Annotated in this window: 20 protein-coding genes and 1 tRNA gene; 11 read left to right on the top strand and 10 right to left on the bottom strand. The window is 35.1% G+C overall.

Annotated features, from left to right (window positions below; translation table 11 throughout):
- Positions 1–45: 45 nt before the first annotated feature.
- Entirely contained in the window at positions 46–1,020 is a 975-nt protein-coding gene (locus IC221_RS00710; protein ID WP_188167132.1) for an ROK family protein, read from the bottom strand.
- 460 nt (positions 1,021–1,480) lie between these two features.
- Here IC221_RS00710 and IC221_RS00705 point away from each other — a divergent pair, with 460 nt between their 5' ends.
- From IC221_RS00705 to IC221_RS00695, 3 genes are read left to right on the top strand one after another with little or no spacing between them, the layout of a single operon-like run.
- A complete protein-coding gene (locus IC221_RS00705) occupies positions 1,481–2,035 on the top strand; it encodes a hypothetical protein (protein ID WP_188167131.1) in 555 nt (184 codons plus the stop codon).
- Positions 2,036–2,037: 2 nt separating this feature from the next.
- Complete coding sequence (locus IC221_RS00700; protein ID WP_188167130.1) at positions 2,038–2,730, top strand: YggS family pyridoxal phosphate-dependent enzyme; 693 nt, start codon at positions 2,038–2,040, stop codon at positions 2,728–2,730.
- A gap of 60 nt (positions 2,731–2,790) precedes the next feature.
- Complete coding sequence (locus tag IC221_RS00695; RefSeq protein WP_044211657.1) at positions 2,791–3,501, top strand: Bax inhibitor-1/YccA family protein; 711 nt, start codon at positions 2,791–2,793, stop codon at positions 3,499–3,501.
- A gap of 73 nt (positions 3,502–3,574) precedes the next feature.
- On the opposite strand, the gene IC221_RS00690 is transcribed toward IC221_RS00695, so the two are convergent.
- The gene (locus tag IC221_RS00690; RefSeq protein ID WP_223241252.1) at positions 3,575–4,093 is read right to left on the bottom strand and encodes a hypothetical protein; all 519 of its coding nucleotides are present in this window, start codon (positions 4,091–4,093) and stop codon (positions 3,575–3,577) included.
- Positions 4,094–4,384: 291 nt separating this feature from the next.
- Between IC221_RS00690 and IC221_RS00685 the strand changes: the two genes are divergently transcribed.
- From IC221_RS00685 to IC221_RS00670, 4 genes are all read left to right on the top strand, one after another.
- A complete protein-coding gene (locus IC221_RS00685) occupies positions 4,385–4,900 on the top strand; it encodes a hypothetical protein (RefSeq protein WP_188167128.1) in 516 nt (171 codons plus the stop codon).
- A 229-nt stretch (positions 4,901–5,129) separates the two neighbouring features.
- On the top strand, positions 5,130–5,873 hold the full coding sequence (gene pxpA / locus IC221_RS00680; RefSeq protein ID WP_188167127.1) for a 5-oxoprolinase subunit PxpA: 744 nt from the start codon (positions 5,130–5,132) through the stop codon (positions 5,871–5,873).
- Positions 5,870–6,538 carry a 5-oxoprolinase subunit PxpB gene (pxpB, locus tag IC221_RS00675; RefSeq protein WP_188167126.1) on the top strand — a complete coding sequence of 223 codons (669 nt, stop codon included), beginning with the start codon at positions 5,870–5,872 and terminating at the stop codon, positions 6,536–6,538. The genes pxpA and pxpB overlap by 4 nt, the downstream gene beginning before the upstream one ends.
- Positions 6,535–7,398, top strand: a complete 864-nt coding sequence (locus IC221_RS00670; protein WP_188167125.1) for a biotin-dependent carboxyltransferase family protein — start codon at positions 6,535–6,537, stop codon at positions 7,396–7,398. The genes pxpB and IC221_RS00670 overlap by 4 nt, the downstream gene beginning before the upstream one ends.
- Before the next feature lie 147 nt (positions 7,399–7,545).
- Here IC221_RS00670 and pruA read toward each other — a convergent pair whose 3' ends face one another.
- Positions 7,546–9,180, bottom strand: coding sequence for an L-glutamate gamma-semialdehyde dehydrogenase (gene pruA / locus IC221_RS00665; protein WP_044211646.1), 1,635 nt, complete (start codon positions 9,178–9,180; stop codon positions 7,546–7,548).
- A gap of 223 nt (positions 9,181–9,403) precedes the next feature.
- Here pruA and IC221_RS00660 point away from each other — a divergent pair, with 223 nt between their 5' ends.
- Both IC221_RS00660 and uvrA read left to right on the top strand, forming a co-directional pair.
- On the top strand, positions 9,404–9,865 hold the full coding sequence (locus IC221_RS00660; protein WP_223241251.1) for an N-acetyltransferase: 462 nt from the start codon (positions 9,404–9,406) through the stop codon (positions 9,863–9,865).
- 122 nt (positions 9,866–9,987) lie between these two features.
- The gene (gene uvrA / locus IC221_RS00655; RefSeq protein ID WP_223241250.1) at positions 9,988–12,837 is read left to right on the top strand and encodes an excinuclease ABC subunit UvrA; all 2,850 of its coding nucleotides are present in this window, start codon (positions 9,988–9,990) and stop codon (positions 12,835–12,837) included.
- Between the two features lie 307 nt (positions 12,838–13,144).
- Here the strand turns inward: uvrA and IC221_RS00650 are convergent, their stop codons facing one another.
- The 3 genes from IC221_RS00650 to IC221_RS00640 all read right to left on the bottom strand — a co-directional run bounded on the left by IC221_RS00650 (position 13,145) and on the right by IC221_RS00640 (position 15,283).
- Positions 13,145–13,903: a class I SAM-dependent methyltransferase gene (locus tag IC221_RS00650; protein WP_188167124.1), complete on the bottom strand. Its 759-nt coding sequence runs from the start codon at positions 13,901–13,903 to the stop codon at positions 13,145–13,147.
- 120 nt (positions 13,904–14,023) lie between these two features.
- A complete protein-coding gene (locus IC221_RS00645; RefSeq protein WP_188167123.1) occupies positions 14,024–14,557 on the bottom strand; it encodes a hypothetical protein in 534 nt (177 codons plus the stop codon).
- Between the two features lie 123 nt (positions 14,558–14,680).
- Complete coding sequence (locus IC221_RS00640; RefSeq protein WP_044211642.1) at positions 14,681–15,283, bottom strand: OmpH family outer membrane protein; 603 nt, start codon at positions 15,281–15,283, stop codon at positions 14,681–14,683.
- Between the two features lie 250 nt (positions 15,284–15,533).
- On the opposite strand from IC221_RS00640, the gene IC221_RS00635 reads away from it, so the two are divergent.
- Entirely contained in the window at positions 15,534–17,573 is a 2,040-nt protein-coding gene (locus tag IC221_RS00635) for a BatA domain-containing protein (protein ID WP_188167122.1), read from the top strand.
- A gap of 237 nt (positions 17,574–17,810) precedes the next feature.
- On the opposite strand, the gene IC221_RS00630 is transcribed toward IC221_RS00635, so the two are convergent.
- Positions 17,811–20,204 carry a GAF domain-containing protein gene (locus tag IC221_RS00630; RefSeq protein WP_188167121.1) on the bottom strand — a complete coding sequence of 798 codons (2,394 nt, stop codon included), beginning with the start codon at positions 20,202–20,204 and terminating at the stop codon, positions 17,811–17,813.
- Positions 20,205–20,450: 246 nt separating this feature from the next.
- Positions 20,451–20,532 (bottom strand) — tRNA-Leu (locus IC221_RS00625).
- A 286-nt stretch (positions 20,533–20,818) separates the two neighbouring features.
- Between IC221_RS00625 and mnmA the strand changes: the two genes are divergently transcribed.
- Complete coding sequence (gene mnmA, locus IC221_RS00620) at positions 20,819–22,024, top strand: tRNA 2-thiouridine(34) synthase MnmA (protein WP_188167120.1); 1,206 nt, start codon at positions 20,819–20,821, stop codon at positions 22,022–22,024.
- 77 nt (positions 22,025–22,101) lie between these two features.
- Here the strand turns inward: mnmA and IC221_RS00615 are convergent, their stop codons facing one another.
- Complete coding sequence (locus tag IC221_RS00615; protein ID WP_188167119.1) at positions 22,102–22,632, bottom strand: rod shape-determining protein MreD; 531 nt, start codon at positions 22,630–22,632, stop codon at positions 22,102–22,104.
- A 35-nt stretch (positions 22,633–22,667) separates the two neighbouring features.
- Entirely contained in the window at positions 22,668–23,519 is an 852-nt protein-coding gene (gene mreC / locus IC221_RS00610) for a rod shape-determining protein MreC (protein ID WP_188167118.1), read from the bottom strand.
- Positions 23,520–23,549 lie beyond the last annotated feature (30 nt).

The following is a 23,549-nucleotide window of genomic DNA, read 5'->3' as shown; positions in this document are numbered from 1 at the left end:
CATTTTACAGAAGTGAGTGTTTTCATTTTATCTTAATACAAGTAACTATGCTTTAGCTGCTTGTTTTTCATATTCTTGCCATGCTAATGCAGAAGAACCTAAGATTGCCGTGTTGTCACCTTCTAAGTTAGATACTACTAATTTAGTTTTACCTTTGAAGATATGTAAGCAATTTTCTTCCATAGCTGTACGTGTAGGCTCTGTAATGTAGCTACCAGCACTTGCTAAACCACCAAACAATACAATAGCCTCTGGGCTAAAGATGGCAATAGTATCAGCTAACGCTTTACCTAAAATCTCACCAGTTACGTCAAATGCTTCTTTTGCTAATTCGTCACCAGCTTCAGCAGCATCGAAGATATCTTTCGCTGTCAACTCTTCGAAAGTCTTATCAGATAAAGAACTTGTACCGTTGCTGTCAGCTAATAGTTCAAACATTGTACGTTTGATACCTGTTGCTGAAACATAAGTTTCTAAACAACCTCTACGTCCACAACCACAGATACGGCCACCTTCAACAACGTTGATGTGTCCTAACTCACCAGCAAAACCATCATGACCATATAATAAGTCTCCGTTTACGATGATACCACTACCAAGACCAGTACCTAATGTAACAACTACGAAGTTTTTCATTCCTTGCGCTACACCAAATTTCATTTCACCTAAAGCAGCTGCGTTAGCATCATTTGTGATGGCAACAGGAACCTTGAAGTGCTCTTCCATTAAGTCAGCAATAGAAACTTCTTTACCCCAACCTTTAAGGTTTACAGCTTCTTCAATTTTACCAGTATAGTAGTTAGCATTTGGAGCACCGATTCCAACTGCAACCATTTCCACTTCACCTGCTTCTTCTTTCAATTTATCTACTGTAGCAAATACGTTAGATAAGAAGTTTGCAAATGGTTCATCAGCACCTGTAGGGATGTGCGTACTTGCCAAACATCTACCATGTTTGTCTACAAAACCAATTTTTGTATTAGTACCTCCTACGTCAATTCCTAAAGTTACGGTCGTCATGATTTAATATATATATTTTGAAAAGTGTTTGTTTGATTTTTCCAAATCCAATTGAGTTGGCTAATTACAATAAAGAATTTTAATTAAGAAATGATTTTCATTACAAAATGTAAACGAGAATCAAAAAATCGATTGCAGTATTTAATAATATTAATCTCTTATGGAATTAAGCCGATAATAAGGGCCTTTTTGGATGAAAAATGATGTAAATGCCGATAGATATTAAAGTTAGGCTACAAAGCTAATACACTGTAAACTACATTATCGTGCACTATCAATTGATGTTCCTACAAGCTTTCAATATTAAAATCATCCAACAGTATCAAAGTCTAAAAAAGGAGTTTGATTTATAGCGTATTTTTGGTTTCACGTAAAAAATTAAAAATCCTCTCCAATAACTCCCTTCTTTCTTTCTTACTTCTTACTTCTTATACTACTTTTGTAGCCTTAAGACTGAATTATGAAAGAACAATCACAATCACCAAAATTAAAATTTTTAAGACCTGATTTATTTAAGGTTGGAGCTATAGCAGGAGCAATAGCAGCATTTATCTTAATTGGATATGCAATGGTATTGCACGGACTTAACCTCAACTCATTTGGTAGATGGAAAAATATTAACTTCCCTCTTTACGGCCTTTTCTTTGCAGGTGCAATGACCTATTTCCGTCTGAAATTAAACGATGGAAAAATGAAAGGTCCTCAAGGTATTTTAATCGGGGTAACGTTAAATAGCGTAGCCACAACGTTATATGGCTTTTTACTGTATGTTCTTTTAAGTACAAAAGGTATTGGTCAAGCAATTATTGAGCGTCATAAAGCAGATTTAAAAATCATCTTAATAGAAGGAAAATCAGTAATTATTGAAAGTCTTGGCGAAGCAGGTTACGAGGAAAACGTAAAAGGTGTTGAAGAATTATCAGCAGGTGTTCTAGCCGTAGACCAAGCTATTGGATTGTTGTTCCTTGGCTTTTTCCTTACTTTCTTGTTTATGCTAATTATCAAAAAGAAATAAATATGTCATCTATCGCAGAAAATCTTAACTCTTTCAGACAAAAACTGGAAGGTACTTCTTGTAAATTGGTTGCCGTTAGTAAGACCAAGCCTGTAGAAATGTTGCAGGAAGCTTATGATGCTGATCAAAGAATATTTGGTGAAAATAAAGTGCAAGAATTGGTAGACAAACATGAAGTTTTACCAAAAGATATTCAATGGCATATGATTGGACACCTTCAAAGAAATAAGGTAAAATATATTGCTCCATTTGTCTCTTTAATTCACTCTATTGACAGCCCAAGGCTTCTGAATGAAGTTCAAAAAAGAGCAGCTCAGAATGACAGAGTTATTGACTGTTTACTTCAAATCTTCATTGCTGAAGAAGAAACTAAATTTGGCTTTTCTAAAGAAGAGGTAACTGAATACTTATCCTCAGCAGAATTTCAGGCGTTGAAAAACATCAGAGTTGTAGGTGTGATGGGTATGGCAACCAATACATCTGATGAAACACAAGTGCAAAAAGAATTTGCCTCTTTAAAGACGCTTTTCACTGAACTCAAAGAGAAATTTAATAACTTAGAGAACGTAGAACTTTCTGAAATTTCTATGGGTATGAGTGGTGACTTCCCAATAGCCATCAAAGAAGGTAGCACAATGATCCGTGTTGGAAGTGCTATTTTTGGTGCAAGAAATTACGGAGCCCCGAAACACTAAGTCTTAATATTTCGTTTATATCACCAATGATTAACAGAAAATCTTAAAATATTACCTAAAATGAGACAACAAGAGTATGCGTTCCAACGCAGTCATAGATCAGATAAAGAAATAGCAAGTATTCAAAGTTCATTTATGACAAAAGTTTATGGTTGGATGAGTGCTGGATTATTAATTACAGCTTTTGTAGCCATGTTTGTAGCCAACAATGCTTCTAACATGCCAATCGTAACCAATAACTTCTGGATTTTAGCCATTGCACAATTTGGTTTGGTTATTTTCTTAAGTGCAAGAATTAATAAAATGTCATCGGCCACTGCCACAACATTATTCATATTATATTCAGGTTTAACTGGTGTTACCTTATCGACTATTTTTTATGTTTATCCTTTAGCTAATATTGGATCTACATTCTTAATTACTGCGGGTACATTCATTGGTATGAGTATTTTTGGTTTAACAACTAAAAGAGACCTAACATCAATGGGTAACCTTTTGATTATGGCTCTATTTGGCTTAATCCTAACATCAGTAGTAAATATCTTTATTGGTAGCTCAATGTTATACTGGCTATCATCAGCTGTAGGTGTATTGATCTTCGTGGGATTAATTGCTTATGATTCTCAAAAATTAAAAGAGATGAGCTACGCTATCGCAGACGGAGAGTCAGCACAAAAAATGGCTATCTTAGGTGCATTAAGCTTATACTTAGATTTCATCAACTTATTCTTATACTTGTTACGTTTCTTCGGCGGATCAAGCAGAGACTAGGGTTAGATAAAATATAAATATTGACTCCTTGAAAGGTGAACACTTTTCAAGGAGTTTTTTTATGAGTTGATTTCTATTTAGAAGCATAAATCGATTTAATATTTGGTTGTAAATAGGGTGAAAACTCTGCTTTCAACCGCCCGTCTTTAGCAATAAAAAGATGTAGATTATTGAGGCTTGTTATCCCCGGCTGCACTTGATAATCGTATTCTGAATTATTAAAAGTGATGACATTTTGCTCTGATAAATTCCAAGAAAACTGTATTTCTTCCGTATCAAAAATTAAGCGTACGGTTACTTGTGTTTCATTCTCTCTAACTACAGAAATATAACTATCTCCTATTTCATGCTCTTCTAACGGAGCTACAGTATTTACCCCCTCATATTGAAAACCAGAAATAATATATTGACCTTCTATATTTTTAGATAAATCAATCTGCTCAATTTCATCGGTTTGATCAAAACAAGAAACAAGGAAAAATGGAATCGCAATAAGCAATAGATGGGTAAATCTGAAGTAATTCATAATCAAAAAGTAATTCATGTAATTAGGTTTCTGCTCATTACACGAAAGAATTGGTTTTGTGGCCATTAACAGTATTTAGGTACATGTAATTGATTTCTCATTAAAACAGGCTTGAAACATTCAATAATTGGGGGAGATAAGGAAAGAACTATTCATTTATTATTTTTCTACATGTAATAAACTAGGACAAGTTTTATTATTACAATCTATTTTCTTTCGTTTTTAAATCTTAAGTACACATCAAAGTAGAAGTATCATTGTTGCTTCTATTTATTGTAAATGGCTGTACTAATGAAAGCGAAATAATAACTGAAACTTAAAGAAGCATTCTATTTTTTAATTATATAATATACTACTATGTTAAAGCAAACACATTTTTTTCGTCTGCTCATTATTCTTGGGATTCTATCACTTTATTCGTGTAGCGAAGATGAAGGACCACTTGACCCTATTAAAGGTAAATGGCAAGTATCTGCAATCAATGCTACAGAAACTGAAACCTACGAGCTTCGTCCTGAAAAAAATAACATCACTTATTTTAAAGCTGATAATATCAGTTCCACCTATGAATTCATGGATGAAAATATCCTAGAGGTAAGAGGTAAATACGATCGTATCCGTTATGATGAAGAAGGTAATGAACTTTCTGTCGTACGAGATATTCCTAACCACAGAACAGATTACTGGGAAATCAATGAAGACATGAGTGAATTCTTTTTTGCCATTGATGGTACTTTTTTAGAAGAAAGATGGGAGATTACTGAATTAACCACGAATAAGATCACTAAAAAATCTGTAGTGGAAATTGATATTGAAACTACGGATGGTCCGATTAACATCAAAATCGAAGTAATTATAGAATTGACACGTTAGCAGTATAAAGGAAATGGAATATTCCCTAATTCCTGTCATTCAACCTGTTTGATCAGAAGAGAGAAAAAAGGATTGATAAAGCTATAAGAACAGCTTTTAAGCTTACGAGATAACACAGAAATAAGTAGTAAACCATAAACCACCTTGAGCAATTGAGGTGGTTTATTTTTTCTCCAAAAACCAGATAATTAATTATTTTGCACCCTCAACAAATATTACTCTTCAAAACTTGAAAACAATAGACCTCAATGCAGATTTAGGAGAAGGCTTTCCCTATGATGAACATCTCCTCCAAATCGTTTCTTCCTGCAATATTGCCTGCGGAGGGCATACAGGAAACAAAGAAAGTATGAAAGCTACATTGCGTTTGGCTCAAAAATATAATGTGAATGTAGGTGCACATCCATCCTACCCTGACCTAGAAAACTTTGGTCGGAAAGAAATTATGATTTCAAATGATGATTTGAAATCCTCAATTATGGATCAAGTTCAGGGCTTGCTTTCTATAGCAAAAGAGGAAAATATCAGCGTAAATTATGTAAAACCTCACGGTGCATTGTATAATAAAGCCATGATTGATATAACTACGGCAACAGTCATTGTTGAAGCAATTCAAGCTGTAAGTGAAAGTTTATCTATCATGGGAATGCCTAATTCAGTATTGGAAATTCTCTGTCAAAAGAGTGGTATTTCTTTTATCAAAGAGAGTTTTGCGGATAGAAGATATACCTCAGAGGGAAAATTGGTTCCAAGAAGTGAAGCAGGAGCCGTAATTCATACCAATGAAGAAGCATGGCAACAAATCAAAAGTACAATTGAGAAAGGGCAACTTGAAAGTATAGATAAGCAACTCATTTCATTAAAAACAGATAGTATTTGTTTCCATGGAGATACCCCTGAAGCCTTAGAACTCATTCAATTCGTAAAGAAAAAGCTAGTAGAAAATTCTATTCATATTCAATCATTCTTATGATGGAGGTAAAAAGATTTGGGGAAAAGAGTTTGATTATTCAGTTTGAGAATATCATTTCCATTCCGGTTCATCAACAGGTAAAAAACTACTATAAATACCTTTTACAATCTTCTATGGAAGGTATAAAATCAATCTCTCCCGCTTATAATTCTATCACATTAATATATGACCCTTTTGTGACTTCTTTTGACAAGTTGAAACTGGAAATAGAAAATATAGAGATTGATGGTGATAAAGAACTTGAACAAAAGGTAATTGAAATACCGGTCTGTTATGCCACTTCTTTAGGATTAGATATTGAAGAAGTAGCACAATCAAAAAATATTTCAATAGACGAAATTATCCATTTACACACTGCTCCTCATTACACTGTGTACATGTTAGGCTTCTCTCCAGGTTTTATGTATTTAGGTGGATTAGATCCTCAATTATTTACACCAAGAAAAAAAACGCCACGTCTTCAAATCCCTGCCGGTGCTGTAGGTTTGGCAGATCAACAAACGGGAATCTATCCTTCCGCAACTCCTGGAGGTTGGCAGATCATTGGGCAAACTCCAGTTCCAATTTTCCAAGTCAACGAAAAACCACTCGTACGAATGGGAGATCAAATCAAATTCAAATCGATCGATCTTGACACTTTTCACCAACTAAAGAATACAAAATGAGCTTTGAAGTCATAAAAGGAGGATTGATGACCACCATTCAAGATGGAGGACGATATGGTGTGCAAGATCAAGGAATACCCGTGTCCGGTTTTATGGATGAATCTTCTGCTCAAATTGCCAATTCATTGGTAGGAAACTCACCAAACTCCGCTTTGTTAGAATGCTGTCAAGTAGGTTGTACAATCAAGGCTCATACTGAATTTTCTGTAGCTTTTTACGGAGCACATATGGAACTTAAATTAAACAATCACGAAGTTCCTCAAGGTAAAATCCTCACACTGACAACGGATGATATATTGAGTATTGGTTTTGCAACCAAAGGCATGTACGGATATTTAGCCATCGCTGGTCAATTAAACCTTCCAAAAATATATAATAGCTACTCCACCTACCTCCCTGCCAAATTTGGAGGGTATTACGGTAAAAAGCTTGAAACTGGAGATGTTGTCCATATCCTCAAACCCAATATCCTCTCCAATAGCTTTAGTGTCATCAAACCTCAAAATTTCCCTCAACATGTAGTTCTTGAAGCGCTACCAGGGCCTGAGTGGAATGAACTTCCAAAAGAAAGTCAAGAGTTATTATTATCCACTACTTATACCATAAGTAAAGACATTAATCGAATTGGTTATCGATTAGAAGGTGAATCAATTCCCTTAGGAAATAAAAAAGAAATAATTTCTTCTGGAATGATAAAAGGCACCATGCAGATTACAAGTGCAGGAATTCCGATTATTATGATGGCCGATGCTCCAACTTCTGGAGGTTATTTGAGAGCCTTGAACTTAACGGAAAGAGCGTGTGATCAATTGGCACAAATGCAAGTTGGAAACAAGGTAGAGGTAAGAATGAAGAGGTAAGAGGGATGTTTAAATTTCATTTTCTTTTGCCACAAAAAAAGAGCATAACCCTTTCGAATTATGCTCTTCTTATATATTAAGAAAGATTAAAGTTTCAAAAAGAAAGAGTTCTCTCTTCCCTCTTCATTCTTACCTCTTCCCTCAAAACTATCCCATAAATGGATACTTGTAATCTTCTGGAGAAACAAATGTTTCTTTCATTGTTCTTGGAGTAGTCCAACGCATTAAGTTGATTGCAGAACCCGCTTTATCGTTAGTACCTGAAGCTCTAGAACCACCGAAAGGTTGTTGACCAACAACAGCACCAGTTGGCTTGTCGTTGATGTAGAAGTTACCTGCTGCGTTTTCTAATTTCTTAGTTGCCAACTCAATCGCATAACGGTCTTGAGAGAAGATCGCTCCTGTCAATGCATACGAAGAAGTGTTGTTTACTAAGTACATTGCCTCATCGAAGTACTCTGCGTCATAAACGTAGATAGTAACGATTGGTCCAAAGATCTCTTCTACCATTGATTCGTAGTTAGGATCTTTAGTCACGATGATTGTTGGCTCAACGAAGTAACCTTTTGATTTGTCGTAACCACCACCAGCGATGATTTCACACATTTCAGAAGCATTCGCTCTGTCGATATAACCTGCACACTTGTCAAATGATTTCTCATTGATCACTGCTGTGAAGAAGTTTTTGAAATCATGTGGAGTACCCATGTGGTTGTTGATGATATCATTCGCGTCCTCAATGATATAACCTTTCACTTCTTCCCAAAGGTTAGAAGGAACATATACACGAGAAGCTGCAGAACATTTTTGACCTTGGAATTCAAATGCACCACGAGTAATCGCCGTAGCTAAACCTTTCGCTTTTGCTGATTTGTGTGCCAAGATAAAGTCTTTACCACCAGTCTCACCTACGATACGTGGGTAAGTGTTGTACTTCGCAATGTTGTTACCAATAGTAGCCCAAAGATCTTGGAATACACCTGTAGAACCTGTGAAGTGAAGACCAGCAAACTCAGGGTGATTGAAAATCACGTCACCTGCGTCTGGACCAGAAACATAAACAAGGTTGATTACACCATCAGGTACACCAGCTTCCTTGAATACTTCCATCAATACGTTAGCAGAGTAAATCTGATCGTGAGATGGTTTCCAAACTACTGTGTTACCCATCATTGCAGGAGCTGTTGGTAAGTTACCAGCAATCGCAGTAAAGTTGAATGGAGTTAAAGCGAATACGAATCCTTCTAACGGACGGTACTCTAATCTATTCCACATGCCTGGAGATGACTCAGGTTGATCCTGGTAGATCTCAGTCATGAATTGTACGTTGAATCTTAAGAAGTCGATTAATTCACATGCTGAATCAATCTCTGCTTGGTGCGCTGTTTTTGATTGGCCAATAATAGTTGCCGCATTGATCTTCGCTCTGTAAGGACCTGCTAAAAGATCTGCTGCTTTTAAGAAAATTGACGCTCTGTGCTCCCAAGACAATTCCGCCCAAGCTTCTCTAGCACCTAATGCTGCGTTGATTGCTTGAGTTACATGGTCCTTATCACCTTTGTGATACTCACCTACCACATTTTGGTGATCGTGAGGAGATACACAAGTTCCTAAGTTACCCGTACGAACCTCTTCAGCACCAATATACATTGGAACATCGATCTTTTGAGATGACATTTCTGCAATTTTTGCTTCTAACTCAGCACGCTCAGGAGTACCTGGAGCATAGCTTTTGATGGGTTCGTTGACAGCCTTAGGTACGCTGAAAAATCCTTTTGCCATGGTTTAAAATAATTGATATGTGAATATATACTTAGCTGTCTGATAGTATGTGAAATACAGACAGTATAAATTTTGTGCTACAAATGTATGAAATTGAGCCACATAATCATCATGTTATTTGAAGAATAAAAGGCGTTTTTATCATTTTTTATTGATAGTATAACGCACCTCTACTATAATAATTCAATAACTTGCATAGTATTTCAAGTCAAAACCAATCATTATGATCCATTTCAAAACCTACAATCCATCTCATAAAGAGAAAATCATAGCCATTTTCCATTCCAATGCACCTAAATATTTTGATCTAGAAGACGAATCTTACCTTATTGATTTCCTTGATAATTATACAGATGAAAACTATTTGGTGGTAGAAAATAATGACGGAGACATTATAGGTTGTGGAGGTTATTATACCAAAGAAGATCGACACGGAATACCATGGGTCATGTTCCAGCAAGGAAGCATTGGGGCGAGCAACTTACTACAGGTAGCAGACACTTTTTACAATGAAATTGAAAGCAGAATCATTGCTGAAGGTAAAATGTATCCTATCCATATTAATACCACTCAGCTGATGGAAAAGCTTTTCAACCGTTATGGTTTTGTCACTTATGAGAAAATCAAAGATGGTTTTGGAAAAGGGTTGGATGAGTATAAGATGAAGAAGGTATTTGATCAGTAAGTAGAGAAGAAACATCTAGGTTTAACTCAACATTATATTATTTCAAAAAAAAGAAAATAATGTAGACTATTTCCATTATTTTTAAGGACTGAATTTGTTATTTCATCATCATTTCAAGCACTTTGGAGAAGCACTCAGAAGCATACATCGAAGAAGAAATTGCCATTTACGGGGCAAGAGAAAACAATCTTAAAAACTTTGATTTAAAATTTCCTAGAAATAGCCTAGTGGTGATCACTGGCGTTTCGGGTAGTGGAAAATCATCTTTAGCGTTCGATACCATTTACGCGGAAGGGCAAAGAAGATATATGGAGTCTTTTTCTGCCTACGCTCGTTCTTTTATTGGAAATATGGAACGCCCGGACGTAGATAAAATTGAAGGTTTAAGCCCTGTAATTTCTATTGAACAGAAAACAACTTCAAGAAACCCTAGATCTACTGTAGGTACAACGACGGAGATTTACGATTTCCTTCGTCTGCTTTATGCTCGTACGGCTGATGCTTTTTCATATGTGACGGGTGAGAAAATGATCAAGCAAACGGAAGATCAAATCATTGAGTGGATCATGAGTCATTATGACAGTCACAAAATGATTATTCTTGCTCCTGTGATCAAAGGTCGTAAAGGTCATTATAGAGAACTTTTCGTTCAACTTCGAAAGCAAGGCTACAGCAAAGTGCGTGTGGATGGTGAAATTTTGGACTTAGTACCAAAAATGCAGGTGGACCGTTATAAGACCCACGATATTGAAGTAGTGGTGGATAGAGTGAAAGTAGCTGAAAAAGATATTTTCAGAATTACGCAATCACTGAAAACGGCAATGAAAGAAGGTAAGGGAATCATGATGACAGTTTTCCCTGATGCTCCTGCAAAAGAACAAGTGAAGTTCTTCTCTAAATTCTTGATGGATCCAAAGTCGGGTATCTCTTATGATGAACCTGCTCCAAATATGTTCTCTTTCAACTCTCCTTATGGTGCATGTCAGACTTGTAATGGTTTGGGTGAGATTGAGGAAATCACAAAAGAAGCGGTCATTCCAGATCCTACTAAAAGTATTTTTGCGGGCGGTATTGTTCCTTTAGGGGAATATAGAGATATCTATATTTTCAAGATGATAGAGCAACACTTGAAACAAAAAGGATACACGCTTTCAACTCCTATCAATGAGTTGAGTGATGAGATGATTGAGATTGTACTTCATGGTTCAGACGAAGAAATTGAAGTATTGACTGCCAAAGAATCAAAATACGATCAAGCTTGGGTCACTCAGTTTGAAGGTGTAATTCCATTCTTGAAAAGACATGCGAAAAGCAGTTCTGAAAAAGTAAAAAACTGGGCCGAGGAATTCACAATCGTCAAAACTTGCCCTACTTGTAATGGTGCAAGACTCAAAAAAGAATCTTTACACTTTAAAATTGCAGGTAAAAACATTGCTGATCTGGCTGAAATGGACATCAAAACATTTGGACACTGGATCAATAATGTAGATGAGGACCTAACGGAACGTCAAAAAACGATTGGTTCTGAAATTCTGAAAGAACTTCGTAAAAGAACGCAGTTTTTGATCAATGTAGGTCTCGATTATCTGACTTTAAATAGATCATTAAGAACACTTTCGGGTGGTGAAGCACAACGTATTCGTTTAGCGACGCAAATTGGAACACAACTCGTAGGTGTACTTTATATATTGGATGAACCAAGTATCGGTTTACATCAAAGAGACAATGTCAAACTCATCAAATCACTTCAAGACCTAAGAGATTTAGGTAACTCAGTCATTGTGGTGGAGCATGATAAGGACATGATGTTGGCCTCTGATTACATTCTAGATATCGGCCCGAAAGCAGGACTTTATGGAGGAAATGTAGTGGCGGCAGGAAATCCTGATGCTTTCTTAAAGCAAGGAAGTACAACGGCTGATTTCTTAAGTGAAAAACTTCAAATCGAAATTCCTAAAAAGAGAAGAGAAGGTAATGGAAAGTCCATAGACTTAAAAGGTGCTTCTGGCAACAACTTGAAAAATGTTGACGTCTCTTTCCCATTGGGTAAAATGATTGTGGTATCAGGTGTTTCGGGTTCTGGAAAATCTACTTTGATTCACGATACCTTATACCCTATTCTAAATCAAAAGATATATCGTTCCAAAAGGGCTCCTAAAGCTTACAAAAGTATAGAAGGGCTGGAATTTATAGATAAGGTAATTGAAGTAGATCAATCACCAATTGGTAGAACTCCACGTTCCAACCCTGCCACTTATACGGATATGTTCTCTGAGATCAGATCATTATTTACCAATTTACCTGAATCAAAAATCAGAGGTTACAAGCCAGGCCGTTTTTCTTTTAATGTAAAAGGTGGTCGTTGTGAAAACTGTCAAGGTGGTGGTAAGAAGTTGATCGAAATGGACTTCCTTCCTGATGTTTATGTAGATTGTGAAGAATGCAAAGGTAAACGTTACAACCGTGAAACATTAGAAATTCGATTCAAAGGAAAATCTATTTCTGATGTATTGGACATGACCGTTAATCAAGCCGTAGAGTTTTTTGAAGCTCATCCAAAAATCATGAGAAAACTATCTGCTCTGAAGGATGTTGGTTTAGGATATATCACATTAGGCCAACATGCCACTACTCTATCAGGTGGTGAAGCACAACGTGTAAAATTAGCAACGGAACTTTCGAAAAGAGATACGGGTAAGACTTTCTATATTTTAGATGAACCTACAACAGGCCTTCATTTTGAAGATATTCAACATTTATTAGATGTATTACATAAATTAGTTGACAAAGGTAATACGGTGCTGATTATTGAGCATAATTTAGATGTTATCAAGGTGGCCGATCATATCATTGATATTGGGCCTGAAGGTGGTGCTGAAGGAGGAACTGTAGTAGTAACTGGTACTCCAGAAAAGGTAATTAAAAATAAGAAGAGTCACACCGCAAAATACCTTAAAGAAGAGCTTAAATAATGTGCATCAGTGCACTATAATTTTCCGAATCAGATATAACAGGATATTCAGCATCTGTGATATTTGTAAAAGATTATTTTACTAGAATTCCATAAGTGCCATATAAGTGAATGAATATTTTGTTATTTAATAAGTTCACGAAACAATTCACTTATTATTGCACTATGTTGATAATTATTTGCATTTAGTATACATTCGCTTTATATTTGTGTCACTAACCAATTCAATTATCACTTCAATAGAAAGCACGTTTTCATTTTAAGGAAACGTGCTTTTTTGTATTCAGACTACTTTTATTGTAAGTGAGTTATACTTTTTTAGCGATATAAAAACCGTAACTATAGTAGTCTTTAAACTGCTTATACATTTTGATTTCTTCCTTTTCTTGCGTTACAAGGTTTTTAGCTTTTTCAGAATGATTATTTTCTTCTAAAAATGCTTCAAAACGGTCTTCAATTGGACCGTAATAATTATCCAACCAGCTTTCTTGTTTTAATGGAAAATACCCTACTGGTTGATAGCCTAATTCTTCTATCACTCCCAACTTATTTGAAGCAGTATCAATTTCTGGATATGCGGCGTTCCAATATTCCTCAATCTCTTTAGGCCTGCTATTGGTTAACCATGTAATCTCACTCACCGCAATATATCCACCTAGCTTAAGATATTTTTTCCAGTCCTCTAACCCTTTTTTAAAACCAATATTATAAATAGCACCTTCTGACCAAATCAAATCAAACACACCTTCGTCAAAAGATAATTGATCCATTGATTCCTTCAGAGTAATGATTCTATCATCAAAATTATTTTGAACGGCTTTCAAGTTTAATTGCATCAAAAATGCATTAAAAAGATCTACAGCAGTGATTTCGGTTTTTTCTAATACTGTCGCTAAAGCAAAAGTCTGCGCACCAGAACCACAGCCAATATCTGCTACTTTCAGAGGCTTCTCAAAATCAAGATTGGTCAATGACAGCGCTTTTTCAGTTTCAGTATCACTACCTGGTCCTTGTCGATCAGCATTAACATGAAAATCAACAAGTAATTTAAAATCTTCTTCAGTCATAGTATTAGGGTTAATAAGTACTAAGTCGTAACTAGGTCATAGTTTATTTTTGGCTTAATACTCAAGATATAAAAAACTCCATCAAAATAGAGTACTATTAAAGATGGAGTTTTCAAATGATTATAATTTCATATCTGTCTCTTCAAAAGGAATATTTTGAAGCATAATTTCTTTGTCTCGTTTATTCAACCTCAAATCAGAAATCACCGTATGGACCGTTGGGTTACTCATGGCCAATAATATTAATGAGAATAAATAAACACCCATCATTAATGGCTCTAACGTCAATCTATAAAGTACCACTGTAATTACAGGAGCTACTGCCAATGGAATAAATTTGAAGCATTGGCCTTTTAGAAGCATGGTTAATCGGTAAGGAAGTGAATCTTCTTTTCTGATGACCTTTAACTTCTTTTGGTACTGCATGTAAACTACAATTGCTACTGCCACCGCTATCGCTGCTGTAATACCTGAAAACACCTTACCCAAGGGCTCAATGATCGGCTCTAGTTCTTCGTTCTTATTCTGAAGATACCAAATAGTGAAGAAAGGTACGGAGAGACTTGCTAAAGAATAAAATACAATTCTCAATTTATTAACCATTTCGAACGGGTCTTTGAACCCTTCAAAAAAGTTTGGTTTTCTATCGCTCATATTGTTTAATTATCTGTTACCACAAAGGTACAAAGCTTAAATTTTAATGAAAAAAAATCCACAACAGCATAACAACTATTGTGGATTGAAAAGTACCCTAAAAATACTTTGTCTGAATTAAAATTACTTCGATCCTTTTTCTTCAGATGAAGCAGCATTTAATTCCTCTTCATATTTAGCATTCAAACCATCGATAACAGCTTGAGTGATATCTTCTACGTTTGGAGTAGACCAGATTACAGTTGATGTTACACCATCGCTATAACCTAATACAATACTATAGTTTTTGTCAGCTGAGTAAGAATCTAAAAATTCTTTTACTCTTTTACGTACCTCAGCTTGGATAGATGCCTCTTCAGCAGCTAAACCTTGTGCTTGAGATTGTTGAGCAATTTGAATTTCTTGTTGTTTGATTGCTAACTCCTCTTGTTTCTTACGAACATCATTTTGAGACATTAAACCTGCTCTAGCTCTTTTTTCAAAGTTCTCAGCATCTTTTTGAAGCTTCATTGCACGAGTTTGCAATTGCTTTTGGCTTTTCTCTACTTTCGCTTGGAATTCTTTGTATTGATCTTCTCCGAATTTATAGTAAACAGATAAAGTATCGTTGTTGATATAAGCGATCTTTGTTGTAGTTCCTGCTGGTGCTGCTGTTTGAACAGGTTGAGGTTGCTGACATGCAATCATTGTAGCAATGATACCTACTACGATTAATAACTTCTTCACTTTATTTATTAGTTTAGAATGTGATTCAAAAAAATGTACTATGAAAATAGATAAAAAAAACTTCGATGGAAGGTATTTTTCTATTTTATTTCCGATTTAATCCGGCACAAATATAATTAAATCCTTCTAAGTGTAAAAAGTCCTATTCTTTCATTGTATCTTACTAGTATAATTTTCACAAAAATGATGAAATTAGATACGTAGAAGTACTCTTTGTACATCAAAGTATCGATATAAGTCTAGATTTTCTATGAACTTCGTAAACCCTGTTTTTTTATATGTCCTGCCTTTAGTTGCGGTGCCGCTAATTATTCACCTTTTTAATTTTCAGAGGTCGTCTGAAGTAAAGTTTACCAATGTTGCCTTTCTTCAAACTGTCAAGGAAATGTCCAATGCACAAGACCGTTTGAAAAAGATATTGGTAATGATTGCCCGTATGGCCTTCATACTATTGGCTATTCTCACCTTTGCCCGCCCATATATACCAAAAGAAGATGGTAGTACACTCCTAAAAGGTGATACTGGTAAAATCAGTATCTACATTGACAACTCCTTCAGTATGCAAAGCGAACGTAATGGTAAAACGCTTTTGGATGCTGGTAAAGATATAGGCAGAAATATTCCTGGTATTTTCCCTGTCGGATATAATTACCAAATCATTGACAACCGCTTTACAGGTAGTTCTAGGTATTTTAAAAACCAAGATCGTACAGAGGAAGAAATCATTGGCTTGACTTATTCTAACTTTACTAGAGGTTTGGATGAAATTAATACTTTCAGCCAAGATGCTTTTGTAAGAGAAAAAATGGGAGACAATAAGCAAATTTTTATGATCTCTGATTTTCAAAAGTCTACTAACCTAGAGTTTGAGCAATTTGAATTTGATACTTCGACTACTTATCATTTGATACCATTACAGGCTGATAAAACTGAAAACTTACGCATTGATTCTGTTTGGTTGGAAAAACCATTCTTAAAAGAAAAAGAGAACAATAAGCTTTTTGTGAAAGTGTCTAACCTTGGAAAAGGAGAAGTGAAAGACAGAGATTTAAAATTATATATAGAAGATGTACAATCTTCAAATGCAACTATTTCATTAGAAGAAGAGGAAACTAAAACAATAGAAATGGCATTTGCTATTGGTAATTCTGGTGCGAAAAGATGTAGAGTAAGCATAGATGATTACCCTGTTGATTTTGATAATGACCATTATTTTATATTAAATGTATCACCCAATATTAATATTGCCATTATCTCAGATAACCCTAGAAAATATTTATCTACAGTTTACAAAAGTGAACCTTTCTTGAATGCTACTTCTTTCCGATCTAATTCGATTAATTATTCAGCAACAAGTGGAGCTGACCTCTTAATTTTGGATTATGTGGAATCTATCAATGAATCGTTGAATGAAGTAATCACCAATGCCATTAGGAACGGGACGAATATCGCCGTTTTTCCTCCTCCAAATATGGATATTGATAGCTACTCTAGTGCTTTTGGCGTCTTGATTTCAAAAAATAATATCTCCGCAAGTAGTCAATATATTGGTACAATTCCGCCTCCTAAGAAAGATCCTTTCTTTGCCAATGTATTTGAAAAGAGAATTAAAAATATGAGTATGCCAGAAGGTATTTCGAATTACCAATGGAATGGCAGAGGTGTCCATACACTTTTGGGGTATAAAAACGGGCAAAGCTTTTTAACGGTACAAGAAAATGCATTACAAAATATTTACTTCAGTTCAGTACCTCTCGATCCACAATACTCTAACTTCGGAAAGCACGCTTTATTTGTGCCGATCATGTATAGAATGGCGATTTTAAGTAAAACTCAATCCGATCAACTGTCTTATAATTTTGGAGAAAAAAACATCCGAATCCGATTAGAAGGGCTTCAAAAAGGAAGTATGTATAAACTTCAAAAAGAACAACTTGAAATCATTCCAACTCAAAAGGTCAATGCTGATATTCTTACATTAAAATTACCGAATGAAGATATGGAAGCAGGTTGCTATGCAATTAAGAACACCGAAAATGAAGCTATCATAGGCTACATCGCCTTTAACTATGATATTTTAGAATCTAAACTGGAAAGTTATTCAACAGAAGAGCTAAAGGATAAATTTCAGAATTTTAAAAATGTAAAAGTATACAGCAATAGCAAAGCAGATACTTTCAAACAGATTTTTATGGAAGATAACGTAGCACAACCTTTGTGGAGGTTCTTCTTACTATTTGCATTACTGTTCCTCAGTATTGAGATGATTATCCTTCGATTTTGGAAGTAAGTGCATAGTTTATTTTAAGTACAAATTCAAAATTATCTAATACTAATTCTATTTATTGTTTTGCGATTACTTCCTTCAAAAAACTTTCAATAGAACCACTATTAAGACGTTTTTTAGCGTTGTACTCACAAAAAATAAATTAGAACTAACTATGATTTATTTTTGACTTTGTACTTAGTGCAAAAAAAATCCATTGTAAACAGTCGCTTACAATGGATTTTTTCGTGAAAAGAGATATTAAACTTTCTCTACTTCTGAGGATAAGTCATCTCCTTTTTCACCAAGTTGAGATTTATAAAATAAGATTTGCTCGTCTTTTAAAGCAATCTCTTTCTTTAACGCATTTCTTACTTCCTCAAGTTCAATTTGCCTTCTGGCCATTTCTTCTTGAGTCGTTTGAAGTTCCTCAGTGTTTTGAAGCATTTCTTCTTCTCTTGTTCTTAACTCTTGCGTTAATTTTTGAGCATCTGAAAGTAAATGTGCAGTTCTTGTATTGTGCTTCGCTGATGTAATAGCAGAAGCTATATTCTCTGAAATTCTTTCTACAAACTCGATCATGTACCTTTCAAATACATCAAAAGAAGCTACTTCAATAACTCCCAAAGCTTGCTCATTGAACTTTAAAGGAACAATTAGAATACTCTTTGGAGATGCTAAACCAAGACCCGTTATAATCTTTGAATAACCTTCTGGTACATCATCAATAAACAATGATTCATTTTCTTGCCAACAACGACCTGCTAACCCTTCTCCAAAACCGATTTTCTTATGAAGATATTTTTGTCGATCAAAAGCGTAACAAGCTTTCAACTGTAAATATGCTTTATCTTCGATTTCATCATCCTCTACCAAAAATAGCATTCCTTGATTGGCCGATAAATAATCAACCAGTTCCCTTAATACTACTTCGTAAAGTTGATCTACATTGTCTAAGTATTGCCTAGTAATATCAGCAAACTTTGTCACCCCTTCATTGACCCATTGCCTTCTGTGATCCTCGATAGAAACCTCTTTTAAACGATCTCTCATCTTCACCAAAGAATTACCCAATACGTCTTTATTGCCATAGGTTTCGAACTTGGTTTCAAAATCACCTTTACCTATATCTCTTGCGAAATCTGACGTGTCCTTTGTTCGACTGATAAGCGTATTCATCGAATCGATAGTCTGTCCTATTTCATCAGCAGAAGTAACCGGAATTGACGCAGATAAATCACCTTTTGAAAGCTTGGCAATGGCCTCCTGAAGTTTATAAATAGGTCTAGTAAAACTTGTAGAGTAGGCATTCGATACAATCACACCAATAATAAAGATAACCAAAGTGGCTAACGCTACATTCCATTTCAATCTTTCAATGGATTCAAATGCCTCTTCTTCCTGCATTTCTGCGATGATAATCCAAGGAAGTTCCCTTATTTTTAAACTAGAATAAGCACTCAAAGCCGGTTTACCTAAATAGTTTTTGGAAAGTAAATTTCCTGAATGCCCTTTTAAAGCATCCAAAACAGGCTCTGTACTTACAGACTTAGATAATACAGTTGTTCTTAGAGATTTGATTTGACTGATTTCATCACCAGATACATTCAGATCCAATAACTCCTCATAAAACTTCTCAGCCCCTTCTTTAAAAAGACGGGCATCACTCCTCATCAATTGATCCTTACCTACCAAATAAGTTTCTCCTGTTTTCCCTAATCCTTCTTGCTTCCAATCACCATCGTCTGTCATGATCTTGTTGATCGCAGACAAAGGCATTGTGGCAATAAGTACGGCTATTTTTTCTCCTTCTTCATAAACAGGTGCCGAAAAGAAGATTTGTAAGTCACCATACGCTCCTTCATAAGAAACGAAATCTGATAGAATCACCATGTTAGGGCGAATGGAATTTCTAGCTAATGTGAAAGCTTGTCCTAAAGCAGACTGCCTAAACACACCGTCCATCAAACTTGATCCAAAATCTGTATTTTTAGCTACAGAATAAATTACCTCAGAAGTATTGACATTCACTAGTAAAATATCTGCAAAACCGTCAGCCATTAAAAACCTTCTGAATGATGAATGATATCTTTCATGAATATCAGAATAAGCCGTTTTATCTTCCGCCCTATTCATCAAGTATTTTTTACCTATTGGATTTTGATTATTGGCGATATAAAGATTTTGAAGTACTACCGCTTTATCTGATAGCTCCTCAGTACTTTTAATAAGCTGCTTTGAGAAAAGATCTTGTTCTCCCAATTTTCTATCGACACTCGTTCGGTAAAACTCCTTCAAGTCTCTTCTCATAAGCGTAATCTTACCTGGAGAATAATAGAAATCCATGATAGAATAAGCAGGTGACAGTTCCATGACAGCATCTGCAACCATTCTACTTTGTGCTAATACACTCACTTGCTCTTTGGCATCTTCAATAAAAGACTCCAATGCTCTTCTTTTCACTTCCCTTACGGAAGTCAATTGAGCAAATACAGCCTCTTCCAAAGATTTTTTAGCAGAGTAATACCCCAAAAAGCCTACAGCAATACTGGAAAGTGCAGCTATTATAAGCATGTTAAGCAAAACCTTAACACGTATACTTAAATCATTTAATCTTAAACCAACATTTTTAGGAGTTGATGATTGATCACTCATAGTCTACTTTATATGTGTCCTACTACTTCTGTACTTTAAGCAATTCAAGTACCATGATTACATAGTGGATGTATGAACTATTTCTTTTTATAAAATTTATTCCAGATTATAAACTATAATCATTCAATGTGAATAGATAAAATCACTATGACTATAAAGAATAACGAAGAAACAGATATTCTATTTTTAAGATTACTAAATTTTGGGCATAAAAAAAAGGTTGATATTTCTATCAACCTTTCTAAGTGCGGGTGGAGGGACTCGAACCCCCACGCCGTGAAGCACTAGATCCTAAGTCTAGCGTGTCTACCAATTTCACCACACCCGCTTTTTGTTGTGGCCTTTTGTTTTAAAGCGATGCAAAGGTGCACGTTTTTATATTACCACGCAAGTATATTCTAAAAAAATTTCTTTAATAAAATTAAATATAATGCGTTTTACATTTCTAAAAATAATATTCCGCTGGTATTCAGAAGTGTTAAGTATCTGATAATAAATAGTGTGTACAACATCAAAAAGATATTCCTATCTTTGAAAAAAAATCAGATTTTTATAAAAAAAATTTGATGTGTTTGTGAAAAGGGAACTTAACCCCCTGTAAGCATTTTAATTTTATGGCAAAAAGAGTAGTAGTAGGTCTATCCGGTGGTGTAGACTCAAGCGTAGCCGCTTATTTATTAAAAGAGCAAGGTTATGATGTAATTGGTCTTTTTATGATCAATTGGCACGATGGAAGTGTAACAATTCAAGGTGAATGTCCATGGATTGACGACAGCAATGATGCATTGCTTGTAGCCAACAAACTGAACATTCCATTCCAAAGTGTAGATTTAAGTGAGCAATACAAAGAACGTATTGTTGACTATATGTTTGCGGAATATGAAGCAGGCAGAACCCCAAATCCTGATGTATTATGTAACAGAGAAGTGAAGTTTGATGTCTTTATGGACATTGCGATGTCACTTGGTGCTGATTATGTAGCAATGGGGCACTATTGTAGAAAAGACTCTTTCATTGATGAAAATGGAAAAGAAGTCTTCCGTTTATTAGCAGGTGTAGATGGAAATAAAGATCAAAGTTATTTCTTATCTCAATTGAATCAAGAGCAACTTTCTAAGGCATTATTCCCTATTGGAGAATTAACGAAACCTGAAGTAAGGGCTATTGCAGCTGAACAGGATTTAATTACCGCTGACAAAAAAGATTCTCAAGGACTTTGCTTTATTGGTAAAGTAAAACTCCCTGACTTCTTAAAGCAGCAATTAATGCCTAAAGTTGGTAATATTGTTGAGGTTCCTGTTGATCATTCTATCTATTTGGAAAGGGAAGCTGCCATTAATGCTGCCGCTTCTGAACAAGAGAAATTAGAGCTTCAGACTCTTCCTTATTCCTATAAGCCAACTTATGGTAAAAAAGTAGGAGAGCATCAAGGGGCACATTACTACACTATTGGCCAACGTAAAGGTTTAGGTGTTGGAGGAACTCCACTTCCTTTATTTGTGATTGCAACAGACACCGAAACAAACACTATTTACACGGGTCAAGGTAGTGAACACCCTGGTCTAAACCGACAAGGCTTGAAAGTGGAATCTAATGAAATCCATTGGGTAAGAGAAGATCTTAAAATGGAAGTTGGTGAAACTCGAACGTATATGGCTAGAATCAGATATCGTCAACCATTAGAAAAAGTCACTCTTTATCAAAAAGAAGATGGGCTATATTGTGTTTTTGAAAATAAACAATCTGGTATCTCAGCAGGTCAATTTATCTCTTGGTATGAAGAAGATGAATTAATTGGATCTGGAGTGATTGGAAGATAATAAGCAGTTGTAAAATCAAAATGGTCATAAGCTTTTGAAACTTATGACCATTTTTTATATTCTTTACCATCTAAGACTTAAATTCTTCTACGTCCTACATTACCATAGAATAAATATTGAATTGCCAATACTATAACTAATGTAGCTAAAGTACTTAAGACGCCTCTTAGTATTGCCTTAGGCATAAATGCCATACTTCCAGCCTCAATCATAAATAACGTAATATGATGTAATACTATTTGTGGAATCACAAAAACTAAAAAAGCTCCAAAACCCATTTGGTTAATAGTCGGTACTTCTGAAAGTTCGTATCCCCCTGTTGGAGCCGTCCATTTCATGATTTGTGTTCTTGTAAAAGCAAGGAAAACACAAGATGCCGTATGAATTCCAATAGAATCATAAAATATATCTATCACAAATCCCATACAAAAGCCCACGATCAATATACTCATGTTCATTGCTCCAAATGGCAGTAAAATAAGAAAAGCAATGTAGGGGAATACCATCACATTACCTTCAAAGAAAGTAAGGTTTCTAAAAAACAATACTTGAATAAAAAGGTAGATTAGAAATAATCCTGCTTGTTTTAACCAAATTTCTCTTCCCATAATTTCTTCTTGATCCTTAAGACTTCTACTTAATTTTACTGTTCATCCATAGATTCCAAAGAATCTTTTTCTGTTCTGAATAATGACTTTGACACATACACATGGTGCAGTTTTGAAAAGTCTACAGAAACATCAATTGTCACTAACCAGAAACGTTCTGAAGGAGTCTTTTCTGCTTCTGTTACCACACCCAGCATTACTCCTTCCGGGTATACAGTATTAAACCCAGAGGTAGTAATAGTATCGCCCACATTAATGTCTAAATGTAATGGTAAATAATTTGCAGATGCCCTTGTAGGATCTTCTGTATTCCATGTTACTGTACAAAGTGCACCATTCTTTTTTAGTTCTGAAGATACAGCCATATCTCTATGTAGAAGCGAATAACAAGTCGCAAAATGATTAGAAACAGATTTTACCTGCCCCACTACTCCATCTTTTGTCATAATACCCATTCCTTCTACAATTCCATCTTTCCTACCTTTATTTAAAGTAATGTAGTTGGCAGACCTGTAAACCGAATTATTAATTACTCTTGCTGGTATAAAGTCATAAGCAATAGTATCACTCATACCATAAAATAATGGAGATAAGGTATTTTTTGTATCAATACTATCACTAACACCTGCTACCTGATATAATTCAATTTGCTTTCTAAGAAGAGCATTTTCATTTAATAAGTCTTCATTTACCTCAGTAAGGTAAAAATACTGCTCAATATTAGATGTAGTATTGTAAATCCCTCCTACTACAGTGTTAGAAGAAGATAGAATAACCGAACGTTGATAAGTATTATTATTAACAATTAAAGCTGCTGCTACTAACTCTAATAGAATAAATACTAAAAAGACTCGGTATTTAAATATGATAGCAAATAATTGACTCATATAATGGCAATCAAAAATATTATCTCCAGA

The sequence above is a fragment of the Flammeovirga sp. EKP202 genome (genome assembly GCF_014534745.1).
In the GTDB taxonomy this organism is placed as follows: Bacteria; Bacteroidota; Bacteroidia; order Cytophagales; family Flammeovirgaceae; genus Flammeovirga.
Note: the sequence above shows the minus strand (reverse complement) of the source record. Positions and strands in the feature narration are given on the sequence as shown.